Origin of the sequence: Pseudomonas sp. KB-10 (assembly GCF_018221585.1) — a bacterium.
Taxonomy (GTDB): Bacteria; Pseudomonadota; Gammaproteobacteria; order Pseudomonadales; family Pseudomonadaceae; genus Aquipseudomonas; species Aquipseudomonas yangonensis.
In genome coordinates this window covers 56,258-74,098 of sequence record NZ_QYYB01000006.1, presented here as the reverse complement: position 1 = coordinate 74,098, position 17,841 = coordinate 56,258, and the positions used below count along the sequence as shown (strand labels likewise).

The window sequence follows — 17,841 nt, the reverse complement described above, 5'->3', positions numbered from 1 at the left end:
CGCTGCTCACGGTCAGATCAGGTTCAAACGCCGCGCCAGCTTGCGCAGGTTGCTGGGGTCGACAGCCAGCGCCCGGGCAGTGGCGGCCCATTTGCCGCCGTGTTCGCTCAGCGCGATGCGGATCAGCTCTCGCTGATAGCGATCCACACTCTGCTGCAGGCTCTCGCTGGATATCAGCGCTGGCGTTGCAGGGGCGCTTGCCTGCAGCGCGACCGGCCCCTCCAGCCCCAACCAGGAAGCACCGATACTGAGCAAGGCGGTACGCGACTCAGCCTGGCTCAATACCTTGAGCGCAGCCCTGCTGATCACATGCTCCAGTTCGCGCACGTTGCCTGGCCAGCAATAGCCCAGCAGCGCTTGCTCGGCATCGGCTGACAGGCGCAGGCAGCGCAGGCCCAGGCGCGCGCGGTTGAGCTCGAGAAAATGTCCGGCCAGCAGCAGGATGTCTCTGCCCCGCTCGCGCAAAGGTGGGATATGCACCGGGTAGACCGACAGACGATGATAGAGGTCGGCCCTGAATCGCCCCTCACGCACCTCTTCCCACAGCCGTCGGTTGGTTGCAGTGATCACCCGGACATCGACATGTCGCGTGCGGTCCGAGCCCAGGCGCTGGATCTCGCCATTCTGCAGGGCACGCAGCAGCTTGGCTTGGATCGACAGCGGCAGCTCGCCGATCTCGTCGAGAAACAGCGTGCCGCCGTTGGCCGCCTCGAAGCGCCCGGGACGATCCTGCGTGGCGCCGGAGAACGCGCCGCGCACATGCCCGAACAGCTCGCTTTCCGCCAATGTCTCTGGCAGCGCTGCGCAGTTCACGTACACCAGCGGTTTGCGCGCACGAGGCGAATGGGCATGCAGCCAACGGGCGAACAGTTCCTTGCCGACGCCGGTTTCGCCCTGCAGCAACACCGGCAATTCGGATTCAGCCACCACGCCGAGCTCGTCGAGCAACTGGGTGAGGATTGGGCTGTCGCCCAGAATCATGCTCGCCGCCTCGTCACCCTCCTCGCCGGGTTCGGTGCGGACCAGACGCAGGCTGCGAATCTCGTTCTCCAGTCGGCAGGTCCGCAGCGCCGCCTCGATCAACAGGCCATAGCGTTGCAGACGTTCGCCGGCGCGCCGGTCGAAAGTGCCGGGGCGCAAGGCATCGAGCGTCACTGCGCCCCACGAACGACCATCGACCACCAGGCTCATGCCCATGCAATCATGCACGGGCAGCGGCTCGTCCGGGCTGTGCTGCAACAAGCCATCGTAAGGATCGGGCAGCTCGCTATGCGCCGGGAACTGTACCGGCGCGCGCTGCTCCATGATCCGCGCCAGACGGGGGTGCCTGGCAACTGCGAAGCTGCGCCCCAGGGTTTCGTGGCTGAGCCCGACCGCAGCCTGAGGTCGCAGGTTGTCGCCATCCAGGCGCAATAGCACCACCGCACTGCAGGCAAAGACTTCGCGCAGGCTGACCACCAGCCGCTGCAGGCGTACAGCGCTGGGCAACTCGCCTGTCAGGTCGGCGAGCAAGGTGTTCTGCAAGGGAGTGAAATCTACCATTTCGGGTGCCCCGGACCTGATTCGTGGCGGGTAGATTAGACCTGTAAGCCGCGCGAGCCCTTGATTGCCGTCAAGTCTTGCCCCGGCACGGTGTTTGCGATGGGCACAGGCACAAACCAGCCTGAAAGGAGCCATGCATGGCCAGCCAACTGCTCGACCACACCCTGGACCACATCGCCTGCAACATCCCCGGTGCGACCCGGGTTCTCCATGAATTCCACCTCGATTTCTGCTGCGGCGGCCAGAAGAGCCTGCGCCAGGCAGCACAGGAGCGCGGCATCGATGCCGAACAGGTACAACGGCACCTGCTATCGCTCGAGGGCGAAATCGGGCATGAAGAAGATTGGCGCACGGCTCCGCCGGAACAACTTATCGAACACATCCTGGAGCGCTACCACGACGTCCATCGCCAGCAGCTGCCGGAGCTGATCCGCCTGGCGGCCCGCGTCGAACAGGTGCATGGCGGCCGTGAACACTGCCCGCTGGGCCTGACGGACCTGCTGATGAATCTGCTGCAGGAACTGGAAAGCCATATGCAGAAGGAGGAACAGATACTCTTTCCGATGATCCAGCGCGGCGCGGGTGTGATGCTGGGCGCACCGATATCGGTGATGCGCTATGAGCATGACCAGCATGGCGATGCGCTGGAGCGCCTGGTGGCGTTGACCAACGGCATGCAGCCGCCCGCCAACGCCTGCAACACCTGGCGAGCGCTCTACGGCGGCCTGGATGAACTGCGCCGCGACCTGATGCAGCACATCCACCTGGAAAACAACCTGCTGTTCCCCCGCGCTTTGGGCGAATCGGTCGGCTATCAATAAGCACCTGCCGCCGCGCGCCCCAACCAGGAGCGCGCGGCGGCAGAGGTCACTTGTTTTTTGCCCCTAGCCCGGATGACCATCGACACGCGGCCGACACAGCATGGGCCCGTAGCAGTAGAGATACTGTGCAAAGGCAAGGCTCCAGGCCAGGGCTGCCAGCCAGAGCGCCGGTTGGTACGCGAAGGACACGCCGAAGACCCTGACCAGCGCGGCCAGATTGAGCGCGACGAAGGCGATGGCAAAATCGCGTGGCAACTGCAGCGCACGCCCGGTATGGCCCAGCGTGACCCGTGCCAGCATGGCCAGGATCAGGCCGCCCATGGCACCGACGGTCAGCCCATGCAAGGCCTGACTGAAGGACAGCGGCGCGCCCAACTGCGCCGCTGCGAGCCCCAGGCAAGCCAGCACCAGCCAGGCATAGGCCAGATGCAGCGACCACAGCAGCGGCACCCGCAGCAGACCGGCATCGAACCAGCGGTACAGGCGAATGCCGTGACCCAGCCCCAGAGCCAGCAGCAGGATCGCGCCGAACCAATGAGGTTGCAGCAGCAGCCCCGCAGCGGTGAGCACTGCCATTAGCACACTGCCGACCAGCAGGGCCACATCCAGCCAGATCCAGGGCTGCACCGCCTCTGTCCGACCCAGGCCGCGTTGGGTGAAGAAGGGAATCACCCGCCCGCCGATGACCGTCATCATCGCTGCCACCAGCCAGATGGCTGCCAGGCAGCCCTGGCGTTGCCAGGCCTCATGCCCGAACGCCACGCCGAGCAGACTGAGTAGATCCGCCGCAGCCAGCAATGCAAGCACCAGCACGATCGGGTAATTACGTCGCTGGCGCACTGCCCAGAGCAGCCGGGCCATGATCACCGCGACGGCAAGCAGAAACGCCACGTTGACCACCAGCAGCAACCATGCTGAAGGCAGCCACCAGCTCAGACGCCCCAGCAGCCATAGCGCGGCCAGCCAGGCCAACGGCCTGCCCGACAGGCTCGGTCGCCCCGTCCAGGTCTGCACCGCCGTCAGCAGAAAGCCCGCGATGATGGCCCCGGCGAAGCCGAACGTCTGCTCATGACGGTGCCAGGCCAGCCAACCACCCTGTGGCTCGGCGACAGGACCGCCGTAGAGCGCGAAGACCCAGAGCGGAACCGCCAACGCCGCAAGCCCGGCACCAAACAGAAAGAAGGGGCGAAACCCCAGGCGCAGGATCGCCGGGATGGCCAGGGCCTTGCGCTTATCGGTAATCAGCATGTTGTCTCCTCCCCCGCGCGGATCGAGGCGCAGGGGTTACTAGAATGTCGGGGCCTTGGTAGTCGGGCGGTCCCCGTGGTCTTTCCGGCACGCCTTCAGCCATTGGCCTAGGCCGCGCGCAGTTCGAAACGTTCGAACAGCTGCTCGAAATAAGGCCAGAGCTCTGCCGCCTGCGGTGGCGTGGCAGCAGCGCTCAACTGCTCGTCGAGCATCCGCTGCGAGCGAGCCAGCTGCACTGCGAAGCGGCGCACCCCTTGAGCCGCCAGGCGTTCGCCCAAACGTCGCAGGTGCCGGCAATCGAACAGGTCCCAGTGCACCGTGGTGCGGCATTCGTAGCTCACGCCGCTTGCCAGCAGCAGCTCCAGGCTTTTCCAGTTGGCCTGGCCGCTACCGCTGACTCCGGTGATCAGCGCCGCCTCCTCCTCCAACGCCTTGACGTCGAATCCGACCCAGTCGCAATGCACCAGTGCGCGTCCGAACGAAGCCGGTTTGATCCCGGCGCTGTGCAAGCCGACCTTGAAACCCAGCTCGCGCACCCGACGCATGGCCGAGGGCAAGGCCAGCTGCAGCGTGGCCTCGCCACCGGAAAACACGACCGCCTGCAACAGTCCCTGGCGCTGCTGCAGGAAATCCAGCACCCTGGCCCAGCTCCATTCGGCGCTCGTTGCACCGCAGCGAATCAGCTCCGGGTTGTGGCAATAGCGGCAGCGCCATGCGCAGCCCTGGCAGAACAGTACGCAGGCCAGATGGTCGGGATAATCGAGTGTCGTCATCGGCTGCAGCCCGCCAATGCGCAAGGCCTGGCGGGCTGGATGCAAGGGAGATGGAGGCATGGCCGTCACTCCGTGAATGAAGATGGCGAAGTCCGGGCCATCGCGATGGTCCGGACTCACGACGCAATCAACGCGGCTCGACGAAATGACGGCGCTCGCGATGCTCGGATTGCTTACCCAGGTTGAAGGCCGTCACCGGGCGGTGGTAACCCATCACCCGGGTCCAGACCTCACAGCGCTGACGCTGGGCTTCGGGAAGTTTCAGCTGTGCATTCATGGTGTCGCTCCTTGTGGTGGGTAATAGGTCTTCAGCCGCCGCAGGCGCCGCAGCACTGCTGTTTCTGCAGCAGAGCCTCGTCGCACTTCGGGCAGAACTCATGTTCACCAGCCAGGTAACCGTGCACCGGGCAGATGGAGAAGGTCGGGGTGATGGTCAGGTATGGCAGGCGGAAGCGCGAGAGCGCCGTGCGCACCAGTTGCTTGCAGGCCTGCGCCGAGGAAATCCGCTCGGCCATGTACAGGTGCAGCACGGTGCCGCCGGTGTACTTGCATTGCAGCTCGTCCTGCAGGGCCAAGGCCTCGAAGGGATCGTCGGTGAAACCGACCGGCAGTTGCGAGGAGTTGGTGTAGTAAGGCGCCTCGACCGTGCCGGCCTGGAGGATATCGGGGAAACGTTTCTGGTCCTCCTTGGCGAAGCGGTAAGTAGTGCCCTCGGCCGGCGTCGCTTCGAGGTTGTAGAGGTGACCGCTACGCTCCTGGAACTGCACCAGTCGCGCACGTACATGATCGAGCACCTGCAGCGCCAGCGCACGACCCGCCTCGGTTTGCATCCCCTCCTGGTCGTCCGTGAAATTGCGCAGCATCTCGTGCAGGCCGTTCACACCGATGGTTGAAAAGTGATTGCGCAGGGTGCCCAGGTAGCGCCGCGTGTAGGGATAGAGCCCTGCATCCATGTGGTGCTGAATGACCTTGCGCTTGACCTCCAGACTTTCGTAGGCCATCTCCAGCAACACGTCCAGGCGCTGCAGCAGGCCGGGCAAATCCTGACGATGGCGATAGCCCAGGCGCGCGCAGTTGATGGTCACCACGCCAAGAGAACCGGTCTGCTCCGCCGAGCCGAACAGGCCGTTGCCGCGTTTCAGTAGCTCACGCACGTCCAGTTGCAGACGGCAGCACATCGAGCGCACCTGGTTGGGCTGCATGTCCGAGTTGAGGAAGTTCTGGAAGTACGGCAGGCCATAGCGCGCAGTCATGTCGAACAGACGCGTGGCGTTGTCGCTGTCCCAGGGGAAGTCGTGGGTAATGTTGTAGGTCGGGATCGGGAAGGTGAACACCCGCCCTTTCGCATCGCCGGCCATCATTACCTCGATATAGGCGCGGTTGATCAGCTCCATTTCGCCCTGCAGATCGCCGTAGCAGAACGGCATCTCCTGGCCACCGATCACCGGCACCTGCTCGCGCAGGTCCTCGGGGCAGACCCAGTCGAAGGTCAGGTTGGTGAAAGGCGTCTGCGTTCCCCAGCGCGACGGCACGTTGAGGTTGTAGATGAACTCCTGGATGGCCTGGCGGATTTCGTCGTAGCTCAAGCCGTCCTTGCGCACGAAGGGTGCCAGGTAGGTGTCGAACGAGCTGAACGCCTGGGCCCCGGCCCATTCGTTCTGCAAGGTGCCAAGGAAGTTGACCATCTGCCCCAGGGCGCTGGACAGATGCCTGGGCGGCCCCGCCTCGACCCGCCCCGCGATGCCATTGAACCCCTCATTCAGTAGCGTGCGTAGCGACCAGCCAGCGCAGTATCCGGCCAGCATGTCGAGGTCGTGGATATGCAGGTCGGCCTCGCGGTGGGCCCGGCCCACCTCCTCGCTGTAGACCTCGTCCAGCCAGTAGTTGGCCGTCACCTTGCCGGATACGTTGAGAATCAGCCCGCCCAGCGAATAACCCTGGTTGGCGTTGGCCTGCACCCGCCAGTCCTCGCGCGACAGGTATTCGTTCATCGACGCGGCCACGTCTATCAGGTGCTTGCGGTCGCGTCGCAGACGGCCATGCCGCTCGCGGTAGACGATATAGGCGCGCGCGGTCTGATAGTAACCGGCCTCCATCAGCACCTGCTCGACCCGGTCCTGAACCTGCTCCACTTCCAGGCTGCGGAACTCCACCAAGCGTGCCAGCACCGCGTCGGTGAGCGCCCTGGCCTCGGTCGCCGCGAATTCCCCCGTGGCCTGACCCGCAGCAGTGATCGCACGCTCTATCTTGGCGCCTTCGAAAGGCACCTCCTGGCCGTCGCGCTTGAACAGCGACTGCGGCCGATTAGCGACACGCTCCTTATACATTCAGCACCTCCTGGCACATCATCTAGTTTAAAAATCAGAGCAAGAACACAAGATGATGTGGAATCTACGCTTTGAGGGCCGTTTTAGAATTGATCGTGATCAAGTTTGTCTGGGTTGGCGGTTAGCTCTTTTCCCGTTAGAGAAGCTAGCTAAATTTAATCTGCAGACCAAAACATGCTATAAATAAATCTACAGACGCAAAGAAGAGTTCTATATGACCGTTACAGCCCTTCAGGTTCAGGACTTCTCGAAAAGCCAGTGCGCAGCCGGTCTGCGCGCTGCGCTTAACATTCTCGACAAGTGGAAGGCGTCAGCCGAACAGGCCTGCCGAGTGCTACGGATCTCCCGCAGCACCTACACCCGCGCCAGCCAAAAGGACTCGTCATGGACGGTAAGCCTGGACTCCGACCAGATGCAGCGCATCAGCCTGGTGTTGAACATCCATGCCGCACTACGTGTGGTGTTCGATAACCCCGATAATGTTTACGGCTTTGCCCTGATGGAAAACCACAACGAGTTCTTCAACGGCCGCACGCCAATGGAAGTCATGGCGCAAGGCGACATGATCTCGTTGTACGAAACGTTCCGGCGCATTGACACCCTGCGAGGTGCTCAGTGGTAATGCTCAGCGACCTACCACTGCTGGAAGATGAGCCGGTACAGGCCTACCGCCTGGTCAACTCCAAGTTCCCGCCCATCGCCCTATTCGATGATGTCGCCGACGCAGAGGACTTCGAAGCCCTCTATCAGATCCAGGCGCTGACCAATCCACGGCTGCAGAACGAGATTGGTCGCCTGGAGCTGATATCGCGTGACCAGATTCCCTTCGGCATTGTCGGCTGCTCGTACGCGACGGCCCCCTTCACTCACGTCAACCCGGCTGGCTCGCGCTTCAGCAACGGCAGCTTCGGTGTGCTGTACCTGGCGGACAGAATGGATACCGCGATTGCCGAGGTGTGCTACCACCAGGAAAACTACTGGTCGAAGGTGCCGAACCTCAACTATGAGCGCTTCGTCTTCCGCGGGCTGACCGCCAACTTCAGCGAAGCAGGGTTGAGAGACGCCACGGTCGTACCGCTATCCGACCCCATCTATGCGCCAGGTGACTATGCCCACTCCAACCAGCTGGGAGCCGAGGTGAAAGCGTCGGGATGCACGGGCCTGCGCTATCACTCGGTGCGCTCTGCCGGCAATATCTGCTGGGCACTGATGACGCCGCGGCCAGTGGCTTCAATCATCCAGAGCGCGCATTACGAAATGATCTGGAGCGGCCAGGTGATCAGCGTCAATCAGATCACGACACTGGTGGCTACGTAGCCCTGCAGCCGAAGGCGAGCAGAACGCCCTTCTCCCTCACAACCGTCAGTGGCGTAGCGGCACACAACCGAAAACCGCCCCTCAAATCCCCTTCCTCCCGGGTCGATCAACACGGCCCCGGCATGCGGACAGGAAAAACGTTGAAACCCTGTCGACGCATCCCCTGTCACACCCTCGAGCCCCGGATGAAGCGTTACCGATTGCGTTAACGCTTATCCGAGCCGGTACCCATCCACTTCGCAGCGAACGGAAAGCACGATGATGGAAGACCGCGCCGACAATCATTCGCCCCGTGCCGCCTGTATACGGGCGAGTGGCGCATGAGCCTCGATACCCTGTCTCGCGACAGTTGGCTACGCCCGACAAGCGAGACACCGCTGCAGTCGATGCTGCAACCGCACAGTGAGCCGGCTGCACTGATCGCCAACCTGAGCTGGTGGATGATCGGCACCTTCACGGTGGTGTTCCTGGTGGTCATGTTGCTCGCCGGTGTCGCTCTGTGGCGAGGCATGCGCGCCAGGACCAGTCTGAGCGAACGAGCCAGCCGCAATCTGGTGCTGCTTGGCGGCGTGGTGGTGCCCTCGTTCATCCTGCTGGCGCTGGTGATCGCCAGCATCCTGGTCGGCCAGGCCAGCTCCGGCGAACAGGGCGACGCCGATCTGACCGCGGAGGTCATCGGTCACCGCTGGTGGTGGGAAATCCGCTATCGCGATCGCGACGACAATCTGCTCGCGGTGGCTGCCAACGAGCTGCACCTGCCGGCCGGTGAAACGGTGCGCTTGGTACTCAAGGCCAGCGACGTGATCCACAGCTTCTGGGCACCGAACCTGGATGGCAAGACCGACATGATTCCAGGCATGACCAATGAACGCTGGTTGCGCATCGACCGCCCAGGTGTCTACCGCGGTCAATGCGCCGAGTTCTGCGGCGACCAGCACGCGTTGATGGCGGTGCGCATCGAGGTGCAGGCGCAACCGGCATTTCGCGACTGGTTGCAGCGCCAGGGCGAGCCGGCCGTAGCGGCTGCGCTGGCCATGGATGACGCACGGCAGATCTTTCGCGAACGCGGCTGCGCCGATTGTCACACCATCCGCGGGACCCGTGCGGGCGGCCAGAGCGGACCCGACCTGACCCACCTGGCTTCGCGCCAGACGCTGGCCGCCGCCACCCTGCCGAACAACCGCGGGCACCTCGGCGGCTGGATTACCGACCCGCAGAGCAACAAGCCCGGCGTACTGATGCCGGCTACCCGTCTGCAACCCGCGGAGCTGCGGGCCCTGCTCGACTACCTCCAGGCACTGGAATAGGAGCCGATGGCCATGACAGCCCTGCTGGACGCACGCGAACGGCAACAACTCGACGACACCTGGCGCTCGCCTAGCGGGCTGGTCGGCTGGTTCATGCAGGTCAACCAGCGCAAGATCGGCCTGCGCTTCATCGTCACTGCCTTCATTTTCTTCCTGCTGGCCGGGGTGCTGGCGCTGCTGATGCGCCTGCAACTGGTGAGCCCGGAAAACGGTCTGCTCGATCCGACGCTGTACAACCAGCTGTTCACCGTGCACGGCACTACCATGATGTTCTTCTTCGCCGTGCCGGCCATGGAAGGCTTCGGCATCTACCTGGTGCCGCTGATGCTCGGTACTCGCGACATGGCTTTCCCGCGATTGAACGCCTTCGGCTATTACGTCTACCTGATCGCAGGCATCGCTTTCTTCCTCACCCTGTTCCTCGGCATGGCTCCAGATGACGGCTGGTTCAGCTACGTGCCACTGGCTGGCAAGACTTATTCGCCGGACCAGGGCTCCGATGTCTGGACCACCGTGATCACCTTCATCGAGGTTTCTGCGCTGGCAGCGGCCGTGGAGCTGATCGTCACCATCCTCAAACTACGGGCGCCGGGCATGACTCTCAGCCGTATGCCGCTGTTCGTCTGGGCGATCCTGGTGATGTCGTTCATGATCGTATTTGCCATGCCTTCGGTGATCGTCGCCAGCGTACTGCTGGCGCTGGATCGCACCTTCGACACGCTGTTCTTCGTCTCCGATGCCGGCGGCCAGCCGCTGCTCTGGCAGCACCTGTTCTGGTTCTTCGGCCATCCAGAGGTGTACATCATCCTGGTGCCGGCGCTGGGCATGATCTCGGCGATCCTCACCACCTTCTGCCGCCGCCCGGTGTACGGCTATACCGCGGCGGTGCTGTCGCTGGTGGGGATCGGCTTCATCTCATTCGGCCTGTGGGTGCACCACATGTTCACCACCGGGCTGCCGCAGCTGAGCCTGGATTTCTTCACCGCGGCGAGCATGATGATCGCCATACCCAGCGGGGTGCTGATCTTCTGCTGGATCGCCACCCTGTGGGGCGCACGGATCCGCCTCGCAACACCGATGCTCTTCATCCTCGGTTTTTTTGCGATCTTCGTACTCGGTGGCCTGACGGGGGTGATGGTGGCCTCGGTGCCCTTCGATCGCCAGGTGCACGACAGCTACTTCGTGGTCGCACACTTCCATTATGTGCTAATCGGTGGTGCCGTGTTCCCGCTGTTTGGCGCGCTCTACTATTGGTACCCCAAGCTGTTCGGTCGGCTGCTGTCGGAGCGCCTGGGGCGCTGGAGCTGTGCGCTGATGTTCATCGGCCTGCACCTGACCTTCTTCCCCATGCACCAACTGGGCTTCGACGGCATGCCGCGTCGGGTCTACACCTACCTGGCCGAGATGGGCTGGGGGCCGCTGAATCTGCTGGCCACGGTGGGCGCCTTCGTCTTCGCTGGCGGCGTGCTGCTGACCCTGATCAATACCTTACGCGCGCGCATCCATGGTCCCGCAGCTGGCCCCAATCCCTGGGGCGCCGAGAGCCTAGAGTGGGCGGCCGACTCGCCGCCGGCCAACTACAACTTCCCACGCATCCCGGTGGTGCAAAGCCGTCAGCCGTTATGGCGTGACGGTGACCCCGACCAGTTACAGACCCTCGGCGAAATGGGCCATGTCACTGGCCTGCGCGCCGACCGCCGCGAAGTGGTCGCCACCAGTGTGGTGGACGCCGAGCCGCAGACCGTGGTGGTCCTGCCGGAGCCGTCGATCTGGCCGGCGCTACTGGCGGTGGCAGTAGCGACAGGCTTCATCGGTTTCATGTTCTCGCCGTGGTTCTTTGTGTTCGGCTTCTTCTTCAGCTTTTTCATGATCGTCGGCTGGCTCTGGCCACGTCGGCCCTGGCGGGAGGATTGAGCGATGCCAAAGGTGATCGACGTCAGTGGCTTGTCGCGTTTTCAGGAGGGCAGCGAAGCGCCTTTATGGTGGGGCGTGACGATGTTGATCCTGATCGAGGCAACGGTAGTGGCCAGCTTCATCGCCAGCTACTTCTATCTGCGCCTGTACCAGACGCAGTGGCCTCCGGTTGGAGTGGCGCCCCCCGAACTATTATGGCCAACGCTCAGCCTGGTCATGCTGCTGGCCAGCTGCGTCAGCATGTGGTGGGCCGGGCAGAAGCTCAAGCAGGACCGGCGCAACTCGTTCACCCTAGGCGTGGCCATCAGCGTGCTGCTGGCGAGCCTCGTGCTGTTGTCGCGCTGGCAACAGTTCCACGCGTTCGACGTACGCTGGGACAGCAGCCCCTACGGTTCTATCCTCTGGACCATCTCGGGCTTTCATTTCATCCATGTGGTTTCGGCGGTCATCGGTACTGGCGTCGTGGTACTGCTCGGCCTGCGTGGCTTCTTCACCCGTCAGCGGCAGATCGCAGCGGTGGTGGACACCCTCTATTGGTACTTCGTCGGCCTGGTTTGGATCCCGCTGTATCTGGTCCTGTATTGGGTACCACGCTGGTTATGAGGAGCCCGAACATGCCCGCTGATCCGTCCAAGCGACCCACGACGCTGCGACTGACCGTCGGTTGGTTCGCCGCTCCGCTGGCCTGGGCGCTGCACTTGGCTCTTGTTTACGCCTTGGCTGGCTGGGACTGCCGCCATCCGCTGCCACTCGCTCTCTATGCGGCCAGCCTGCTATGCCTGAGCGTGGCGCTTGGCGGCACCTGGGTAGCTTGGCGCAATGTCCAGGTGGCGCGTTCGCCAAGTTCAGTACGGTATTTTCTCGGTTGCAGCGGCTGCCTGCTGGGGCTGCTATTCGCCGCGACGATCATCATGCAGAGCCTGCCTTTCCTGCTGGTTGAGGGGTGCGGTCGATGACCTGGCTGATGATGCTCGCCCTGCTGTGGATAGTGCCTTCGGCCTGGGGCCATGCGCCTGCCGCGCAAACACCGGGCGAGATAAATCTGTTCGCCTTCGACCCCTGGTCATGGTCACTGCTGATCGGTAGCGCGCTGCTCTACGTACGCGGGCTGAGACGCCTACGCCAACGCAGCGGAAAAATCGGCCGGTCACGTGACCTGCTGCTGTTCTGCGCCGGCTGGCTATCCCTGGCTATGGCCTTGGGGCCGCCGCTGGATCCACTGGGTGGCTACCTGTTCTCCGCCCATATGCTGCAGCATGAAATACTGATTCTGATCAGCGCACCGCTTTTGGTTCTCAGCCGCCCCGGCGGCCTGCTGCTATGGGGCCTGCCGGCAAGCGGCCGCGAAGGTTTCAAGCGCTTGCGCCTGCAACGCTGGTTGCGCGCGACCTGGGACGGGTTGACCTCCGCCCAGGGTGCCTGGCTGTTGCACGCAGCGGTGCTCTGGGGCTGGCACCTGCCGGCGCTGTTCGATGCCAGCGTGCGCAACGACGCAGTGCATGCACTGCAGCACAGCAGTTTTTTCTTGTCTGCCCTGTTGTTCTGGTGGGCGTTGCTGCAGCGCCGCCAGGCCGGCGCGGTGCTTTATCTGTTCACCACCGCGGTGCACAGCAGCCTGCTTGGAGCCCTGCTGAGCTTCTCGCCAACGGTGTGGTATTCACCTTACCTGGAAACCACCCGTTTTTTCGGCCTTGACCCGGTGGACGATCAACGCCTCGGTGGGCTAATCATGTGGATTCCCGCAGGCCTGGTATTCCTCGCCGCCGGCCTGTTGCTGACAGCCCGCTGCCTGCGCGAGCCGCCGCTCGCGGAGGAGACGAGATGAGCCGCCTGGCCACGTTGCTCCTACCTCTATTGCTCGCAGCCTGCGAGCCGATGGCAGAGAACAAGCAGCCACCCTATTCCGGCAACCCCGAGCGCGGCCGCGCACTGACACATGCCTACGGTTGCGGCAGCTGTCACCGCATTCCCCACGTGCCGGGAGCAAACGGCCGGGTCGGGCCGAACCTGGAGCAGATCGCCCGGCGCGGCTACATCGCCGGCCTACTGCCGAACTACGAAGAACAAATGGTGCGCTGGCTGCAAAGACCGCAAGCAGTCGACCCGCATACCGCCATGCCGGACGTCGGTCTGGGCGCCGACGAGGCGCGGGATATCGCCGCCTTTCTTCATCAGCTGGATTGAACGCTCATGAACGAACTCTCCTCGCTGCTTATCCGTCATTGGCTACTGGCCGCCGCCACTCTGCTTGCAGTGATGCTGATCGGCGCCGTCGCCTTCGTGCATCTCGGCGTCTATAACGTGGCTGCTACCGGGCAGCACACCGGACCGGTGTATTGGCTGACCGACACCGTGATGCGGCATTCCATTTCCCGCCGAGGCAAAGACGTGACTGCTCCAGTGCTGGACGACCCGGCGCGCATAGGCCGCGGCCTTACGCTATACATCGCTCACTGCGAGCAATGCCACGGGGGGCCCGGTGTCGCTCCGCAGCCGTTCGCCCTGGGGCTGACGCCGATACCGGCGAATCTGGTGGAAACCTCCCGTCGCTGGCCGCCTGGTGACATCTTCTGGACCGCCAAGTACGGCATCAAGATGACCGGCATGCCCGCCTGGAAATACCGCCTGGATGACGAACAGCTGTGGGATCTGGTGGCGTTCATCGAGCAACTGGCGCAGCTGGCCCCGACCGATTACCGGGCGCGGCGCAAAGCGGTGGAGCAGCATCACGCCAGTGCGGAGGCTCACCCATGAATCTGCGCGGTCTGATCTTGCTTACCGCGCTAACGCTCGGCGGCTGCAATGATGCGCGCTTGCTGGCCGTACCTGGTGTGGGGGTCGGCTATGCTGAAGATGGGCGTGGAGCCTTTCAGCAGCACGGCTGCACCAGTTGCCACGTCATCCCCGGCGTGGTTGGCGCCGATACCCATGTTGGCCCCCCGCTGATCGACCTTTCCGAGCGAAAGTATCTTGCCGGCGTGCTGCCTAATACCCCTGCCAACCTGGTGCGATGGCTGCGCGACCCGCAAACGATCGCACCCGGCTCGGCGATGCCCGACCTGGGAGTGAGCACCCAGGTGGCGCTGGATATGGCGGCATATTTATATGGCTCAACCGCGCCCTCTGCAGCGTCCATAAAGGCGCGTTAAGGGCGTCGCGCTTAGACCGTGAACGATCACCGAGGCGCAGATCAACAGACTACCGAGCTGCCAGACCAATGGCTCGCCGCTGCGTTCGCTGGCCAGCAGCGCGTAAAGCAGCGCAGCGATGCCGATCGGGCCGAACCAACCTGCGAACAGCAGGTCGCGACGCAACCGCAACGCCGGTAGCAACGGTCTCAGCACCAACAGGGCCGGTAGCCGGCGCAGCAGTAGCACCGCCACCACCAGCGCGACAGCCGGCGAGCCCAGGGCCAGCCATTGGCTCCAAGGCAACATAACGCCGAGCAGCATGAAGATCGGCAGGGTGAAAAATTGATCCATCGCGGCTTGTACCCGCTCTTCTTCCGCCCGCTCCTTGCCGCCAACCATCCTGTCGAATGCCAGACCGGCGACGAACACCGCTACGACGCCGTCGGTATGCAGCAGCTCCGCCCCGGCCAGTGTTAGCAGAGACAGCGCCACCGTGTAGCTCATGAACGAAGGTCGTTCTATGAAGTGCATTCCTTCGGCCAGACGCAACAGCCGGCCGGCGAGCCAACCGAGCAACAGGCCGAACAGCACGGCACCGCCGATCTCCCAAAACACCACCATCACCAGCCACTGCCGGCCAGCTTCGAGCGGAGACAGGCCAAGCAACAGCAACGGCAACATTACCAGTGGCAGGGCCAACCCGTCGTTCAGACCCGACTCGGCAGACATCAGGTGGCGAAGAGGTTCATCCAGATCACGCTCGGCTATCTCGCCGGTGACGATAGAGGTGGCCACGATGGGGTCGGTTGGACAGACCACAGCGCCGATCAGCAGCGCCAGCAAAGGCGAGATATCGAACAGCCAGTACGCCGGCAGCGCTGCACACAGGCACATAAGCGGTAGCGCCAATCCCACCAGCACCACCAGCGAGCGCCAGTGCTTCGCTACATAACCGGCCGGCAGGCGCAGCGCCACGCTCATCAGACCTATCGCCAAACTCAACTGGGCCGCCTTTTCCAGCAGCAGTTGAGGGCGACCCCAGCCATCCGGCTGTAACAGGCCGAGCAACTGCGGGCCAAGCACTACGCCACCCAGCAGAGCGAGAAAGGGCGCCGCCAGGCCGTAACGCTTCAGCGGGCGCGACAGCAGCCCCAGCAGCAGGACGATGACCGTCGCAGCCATGAGTCCCAAGTAGAGCTGTTGCATCACTGCCTCCGTTTCGGCGCAAGGGCGCGGGTGCGCCGCAGATCCGCAGCAGAACCCGGACGGAAAAGCGTCCTGCCTCTATTTTGGAGGCCCGATAAGAATATGGTGTTGTATCCCTGCTCGGTTCACCCGGCATCCGCGCAACCGTTCGCCTGACTGACCAAGCTGCTCCTCGATGCACCGCCGCGAACCCGGGCTGGCCAAAGTCTCTGCCTCTCGCTCATTCGCGCGGTTCAGACGCAGGAGAAAAGTCAGCCATCCCAAGGCGCAACCTGCGTCGCTGGGACGGCCGCGGCGGAGCATGTGATGTCAGGCGAATGAAGGCGAGTCACGGAGCGTCGCAACCGAAGGCCTCACCACTCGCTGTATCAGGCAGCCATCTGGCTGCACTGCTCGGCACAGTGCATACAGGCCTTGGCGCATTGCTGGCAATGCTCAGCCTCGTGCTTGGCACATTCTTCCCCGCATTGCCTGCAAATTTCTGCACAGACCTTGCAAAGCGCCTGCGCCGAGTCGCTGCCGCTAGCCATCAGCGATGCGGCGAGGCGACAAATCTCTGAGCATTCGCGGTCCAGGCGTATGCAGCGCGCCATCATCTGCACCTGTGATTCCTCCAGACAGGCGCTGAAGCAATAGTCGCAGGCTACTGCACAGTCCAGGCAGGCCTTGATGCAGGATTCGAAACGAGCGTTATGCATGATCGTTCTCCAATTAAAAATTGGCTGATAGATTCGCGCAGCCAAAAACGCTGGCGCGAGACGATGTCTGCAGTGGACTCAGGTCAACGGAATAGGGTTCAGGCAGTTTTCCCGGCAGCGCGTGCGGCATTCCAACGGCCAACCACTGTCTGGAAAATCGAACTCATCAGAGATCGCGGGAACAAGAGGATCACCCCGTCCCGCTAAATTGCGGAAAATTTTCTGGCTTTGCGAAACATGCTGCGACCTTTCGCCGAAGGTCACGCATTGACTGGTGCCGAAGCCGGACTAGAACAACCCCCATGCAGGCCACGTTTAACAGGGTTCTATAGCGGATATCTACTACCTCATATCCCTAAACGTATTCCTAAAATCTAAACCACCCTTCTCACCAAGCTGGCCTAGCCGCCAAATCCCCGCAGACCTATTCTGGCGGCAATCGACATAGCCCAAGCAGGGAAGCCTTCATGCAGCAGTTGCGCAGAGACAATCACTATGTGCCTGAGCTGTATCTCAAGCAGTGGGCACATCAGGGCAAGATCCTGACCTATCGGCTGTTGGTCCCCCACGAGAGATGCCCTCTCTGGAAGGAGCACTCTCTGGCAGGTATTGCCTACCACCAGCATCTGTACACCTACTTTGCTGGCCAGGGCGACACAGATGAGTTTGAGCGGTGGCTTGACCGGGAGTTTGAAAGTCCAGCGGTAGATGCCATCCGTCGAGTAGCTCAGGAGGAAAGGTTACGCCCCGAACACTGGGCGAACCTAGTCCGCTTTGCCGTAGCTCAAAAGGTGCGCACGCCGGCCAGCCTGAGGGCCTTTCTTACTCGACAAGCAGACAGCCTCCAATCACTAATGACCGAAACGGTTGAACACTCTCTTGTAAAGCTAGAAAAGGCATATTCCGCAGGGACTCGGCCGCCGATCGCCGAAACAGATTCGACCAATCCCTTACCGCTAAAAGTCGCGATCAAGCAACAGGCGGATGGTTCAGGCGTTATAGAGACCCAGACAATCATCGGGCGCCGCTTATGGTTGTGGCAGGTGCGCCACATCCTTTCAAGCACGTTGACCAGATTGCCTCGGCATCATTGGACAATACTCCACGCCCCTGAGGGCATGACCTGGCCAACATCGGACAACCCTGTCATTTGTCTCAACTTCGTCAACGAGAAAGAGTACGACTTCAAAGGCGGGTGGGGCCGAAGAAAGGGGGACATCATCCTGCCGCTGAGCCCTAAGCATCTGATGTACACCTGCATAGGTAAACACCCCTGGCCCCGCGGTACGGTTCTCGACGAGAAAACCGCCCTGCTGATGCGCAGGCTCATCATCGAACATGCAGATAGATACATCTTTGCGACGGAGCCAAGCGACATCCACTTGTTACGCCCACGGGTGGTAAGCCCAGAGGCTTGTCGACAAGAGAGGCAAACCTGGCAGAACTGGCACGAGGAACAGAGGCAGGCTGAAGTCGAGTTAATGGCCTAAACCACCTAGAGAGGGTTACAACATGAAGCGGCTTCATGGTTAACCACGGGTTCACACCAGTTGCCTG

At 62.6% G+C, this 17,841-nt stretch carries 19 protein-coding genes; 12 read left to right on the top strand and 7 right to left on the bottom strand.

All coding sequences use genetic code 11. The annotated features are described in order from the left end of the window. Positions 1–12 precede the first annotated feature (12 nt). On the bottom strand, positions 13–1,542 hold the full coding sequence (gene norR, locus DXK50_RS16940; RefSeq protein WP_212631135.1) for a nitric oxide reductase transcriptional regulator NorR: 1,530 nt from the start codon (positions 1,540–1,542) through the stop codon (positions 13–15). Positions 1,543–1,679: 137 nt separating this feature from the next. Between norR and ytfE the strand changes: the two genes are divergently transcribed. After that, the gene (gene ytfE, locus DXK50_RS16935) at positions 1,680–2,363 is read left to right on the top strand and encodes an iron-sulfur cluster repair protein YtfE (protein ID WP_212631134.1); all 684 of its coding nucleotides are present in this window, start codon (positions 1,680–1,682) and stop codon (positions 2,361–2,363) included. 63 nt (positions 2,364–2,426) lie between these two features. On the opposite strand, the gene DXK50_RS16930 is transcribed toward ytfE, so the two are convergent. From DXK50_RS16930 to DXK50_RS16915, 4 genes are all read right to left on the bottom strand, one after another. Then, positions 2,427–3,611 (bottom strand): NnrS family protein, encoded by a 1,185-nt coding sequence (locus tag DXK50_RS16930; RefSeq protein ID WP_212631133.1) that lies wholly within the window; start codon positions 3,609–3,611, stop codon positions 2,427–2,429. Positions 3,612–3,718: 107 nt separating this feature from the next. After that, the gene (locus DXK50_RS16925; protein ID WP_212631132.1) at positions 3,719–4,444 is read right to left on the bottom strand and encodes an anaerobic ribonucleoside-triphosphate reductase activating protein; all 726 of its coding nucleotides are present in this window, start codon (positions 4,442–4,444) and stop codon (positions 3,719–3,721) included. Positions 4,445–4,511: 67 nt separating this feature from the next. Next, positions 4,512–4,661, bottom strand: coding sequence for an anaerobic ribonucleoside-triphosphate reductase (nrdD, locus tag DXK50_RS25215; protein ID WP_013715521.1), 150 nt, complete (start codon positions 4,659–4,661; stop codon positions 4,512–4,514). Positions 4,662–4,692: 31 nt separating this feature from the next. Further along, entirely contained in the window at positions 4,693–6,711 is a 2,019-nt protein-coding gene (locus tag DXK50_RS16915; protein WP_212631131.1) for a ribonucleoside triphosphate reductase, read from the bottom strand. A 214-nt stretch (positions 6,712–6,925) separates the two neighbouring features. Here DXK50_RS16915 and DXK50_RS16910 point away from each other — a divergent pair, with 214 nt between their 5' ends. From DXK50_RS16910 to DXK50_RS16865, 10 genes are all read left to right on the top strand, one after another. After that, a complete protein-coding gene (locus tag DXK50_RS16910) occupies positions 6,926–7,333 on the top strand; it encodes an antitoxin Xre-like helix-turn-helix domain-containing protein (RefSeq protein ID WP_161866818.1) in 408 nt (135 codons plus the stop codon). Next, the gene (locus DXK50_RS16905) at positions 7,333–8,028 is read left to right on the top strand and encodes an RES family NAD+ phosphorylase (RefSeq protein ID WP_212631130.1); all 696 of its coding nucleotides are present in this window, start codon (positions 7,333–7,335) and stop codon (positions 8,026–8,028) included. The genes DXK50_RS16910 and DXK50_RS16905 overlap by 1 nt, the downstream gene beginning before the upstream one ends. Positions 8,029–8,348: 320 nt before the next feature. Beyond that, entirely contained in the window at positions 8,349–9,335 is a 987-nt protein-coding gene (gene coxB, locus DXK50_RS16900) for a cytochrome c oxidase subunit II (RefSeq protein WP_212631129.1), read from the top strand. Between the two features lie 12 nt (positions 9,336–9,347). After that, complete coding sequence (gene ctaD / locus DXK50_RS16895) at positions 9,348–11,249, top strand: cytochrome c oxidase subunit I (protein ID WP_212631128.1); 1,902 nt, start codon at positions 9,348–9,350, stop codon at positions 11,247–11,249. Between the two features lie 3 nt (positions 11,250–11,252). Beyond that, positions 11,253–11,852: a cytochrome c oxidase subunit 3 gene (locus DXK50_RS16890; RefSeq protein ID WP_212631127.1), complete on the top strand. Its 600-nt coding sequence runs from the start codon at positions 11,253–11,255 to the stop codon at positions 11,850–11,852. Between the two features lie 11 nt (positions 11,853–11,863). After that, a complete protein-coding gene (locus DXK50_RS16885) occupies positions 11,864–12,205 on the top strand; it encodes a hypothetical protein (protein ID WP_212631126.1) in 342 nt (113 codons plus the stop codon). Beyond that, positions 12,202–13,074, top strand: a complete 873-nt coding sequence (locus DXK50_RS16880) for a cytochrome c oxidase assembly protein (protein ID WP_212631125.1) — start codon at positions 12,202–12,204, stop codon at positions 13,072–13,074. The genes DXK50_RS16885 and DXK50_RS16880 overlap by 4 nt, the downstream gene beginning before the upstream one ends. Beyond that, on the top strand, positions 13,071–13,433 hold the full coding sequence (locus DXK50_RS16875; RefSeq protein ID WP_212631124.1) for a c-type cytochrome: 363 nt from the start codon (positions 13,071–13,073) through the stop codon (positions 13,431–13,433). Before DXK50_RS16880 ends, DXK50_RS16875 begins: the two co-directional genes overlap by 4 nt. A gap of 6 nt (positions 13,434–13,439) precedes the next feature. Beyond that, positions 13,440–14,003 (top strand): c-type cytochrome, encoded by a 564-nt coding sequence (locus DXK50_RS16870; RefSeq protein ID WP_212631123.1) that lies wholly within the window; start codon positions 13,440–13,442, stop codon positions 14,001–14,003. After that, positions 14,000–14,398 carry a c-type cytochrome gene (locus DXK50_RS16865; protein WP_212631122.1) on the top strand — a complete coding sequence of 133 codons (399 nt, stop codon included), beginning with the start codon at positions 14,000–14,002 and terminating at the stop codon, positions 14,396–14,398. Before DXK50_RS16870 ends, DXK50_RS16865 begins: the two co-directional genes overlap by 4 nt. Here DXK50_RS16865 and DXK50_RS16860 read toward each other — a convergent pair. Together DXK50_RS16860 and DXK50_RS16855 are read right to left on the bottom strand one after the other, a co-directional pair. Further along, positions 14,360–15,586, bottom strand: coding sequence for a cation:proton antiporter domain-containing protein (locus DXK50_RS16860; protein WP_212631121.1), 1,227 nt, complete (start codon positions 15,584–15,586; stop codon positions 14,360–14,362). The two genes, DXK50_RS16865 and DXK50_RS16860, sit on opposite strands and share 39 nt — an antisense overlap. Before the next feature lie 368 nt (positions 15,587–15,954). Further along, positions 15,955–16,284 (bottom strand): four-helix bundle copper-binding protein, encoded by a 330-nt coding sequence (locus tag DXK50_RS16855; RefSeq protein WP_212631120.1) that lies wholly within the window; start codon positions 16,282–16,284, stop codon positions 15,955–15,957. Between the two features lie 467 nt (positions 16,285–16,751). Here DXK50_RS16855 and DXK50_RS16850 point away from each other — a divergent pair, with 467 nt between their 5' ends. After that, positions 16,752–17,774 carry a DUF4238 domain-containing protein gene (locus DXK50_RS16850; RefSeq protein ID WP_212631119.1) on the top strand — a complete coding sequence of 341 codons (1,023 nt, stop codon included), beginning with the start codon at positions 16,752–16,754 and terminating at the stop codon, positions 17,772–17,774. Positions 17,775–17,841 lie beyond the last annotated feature (67 nt).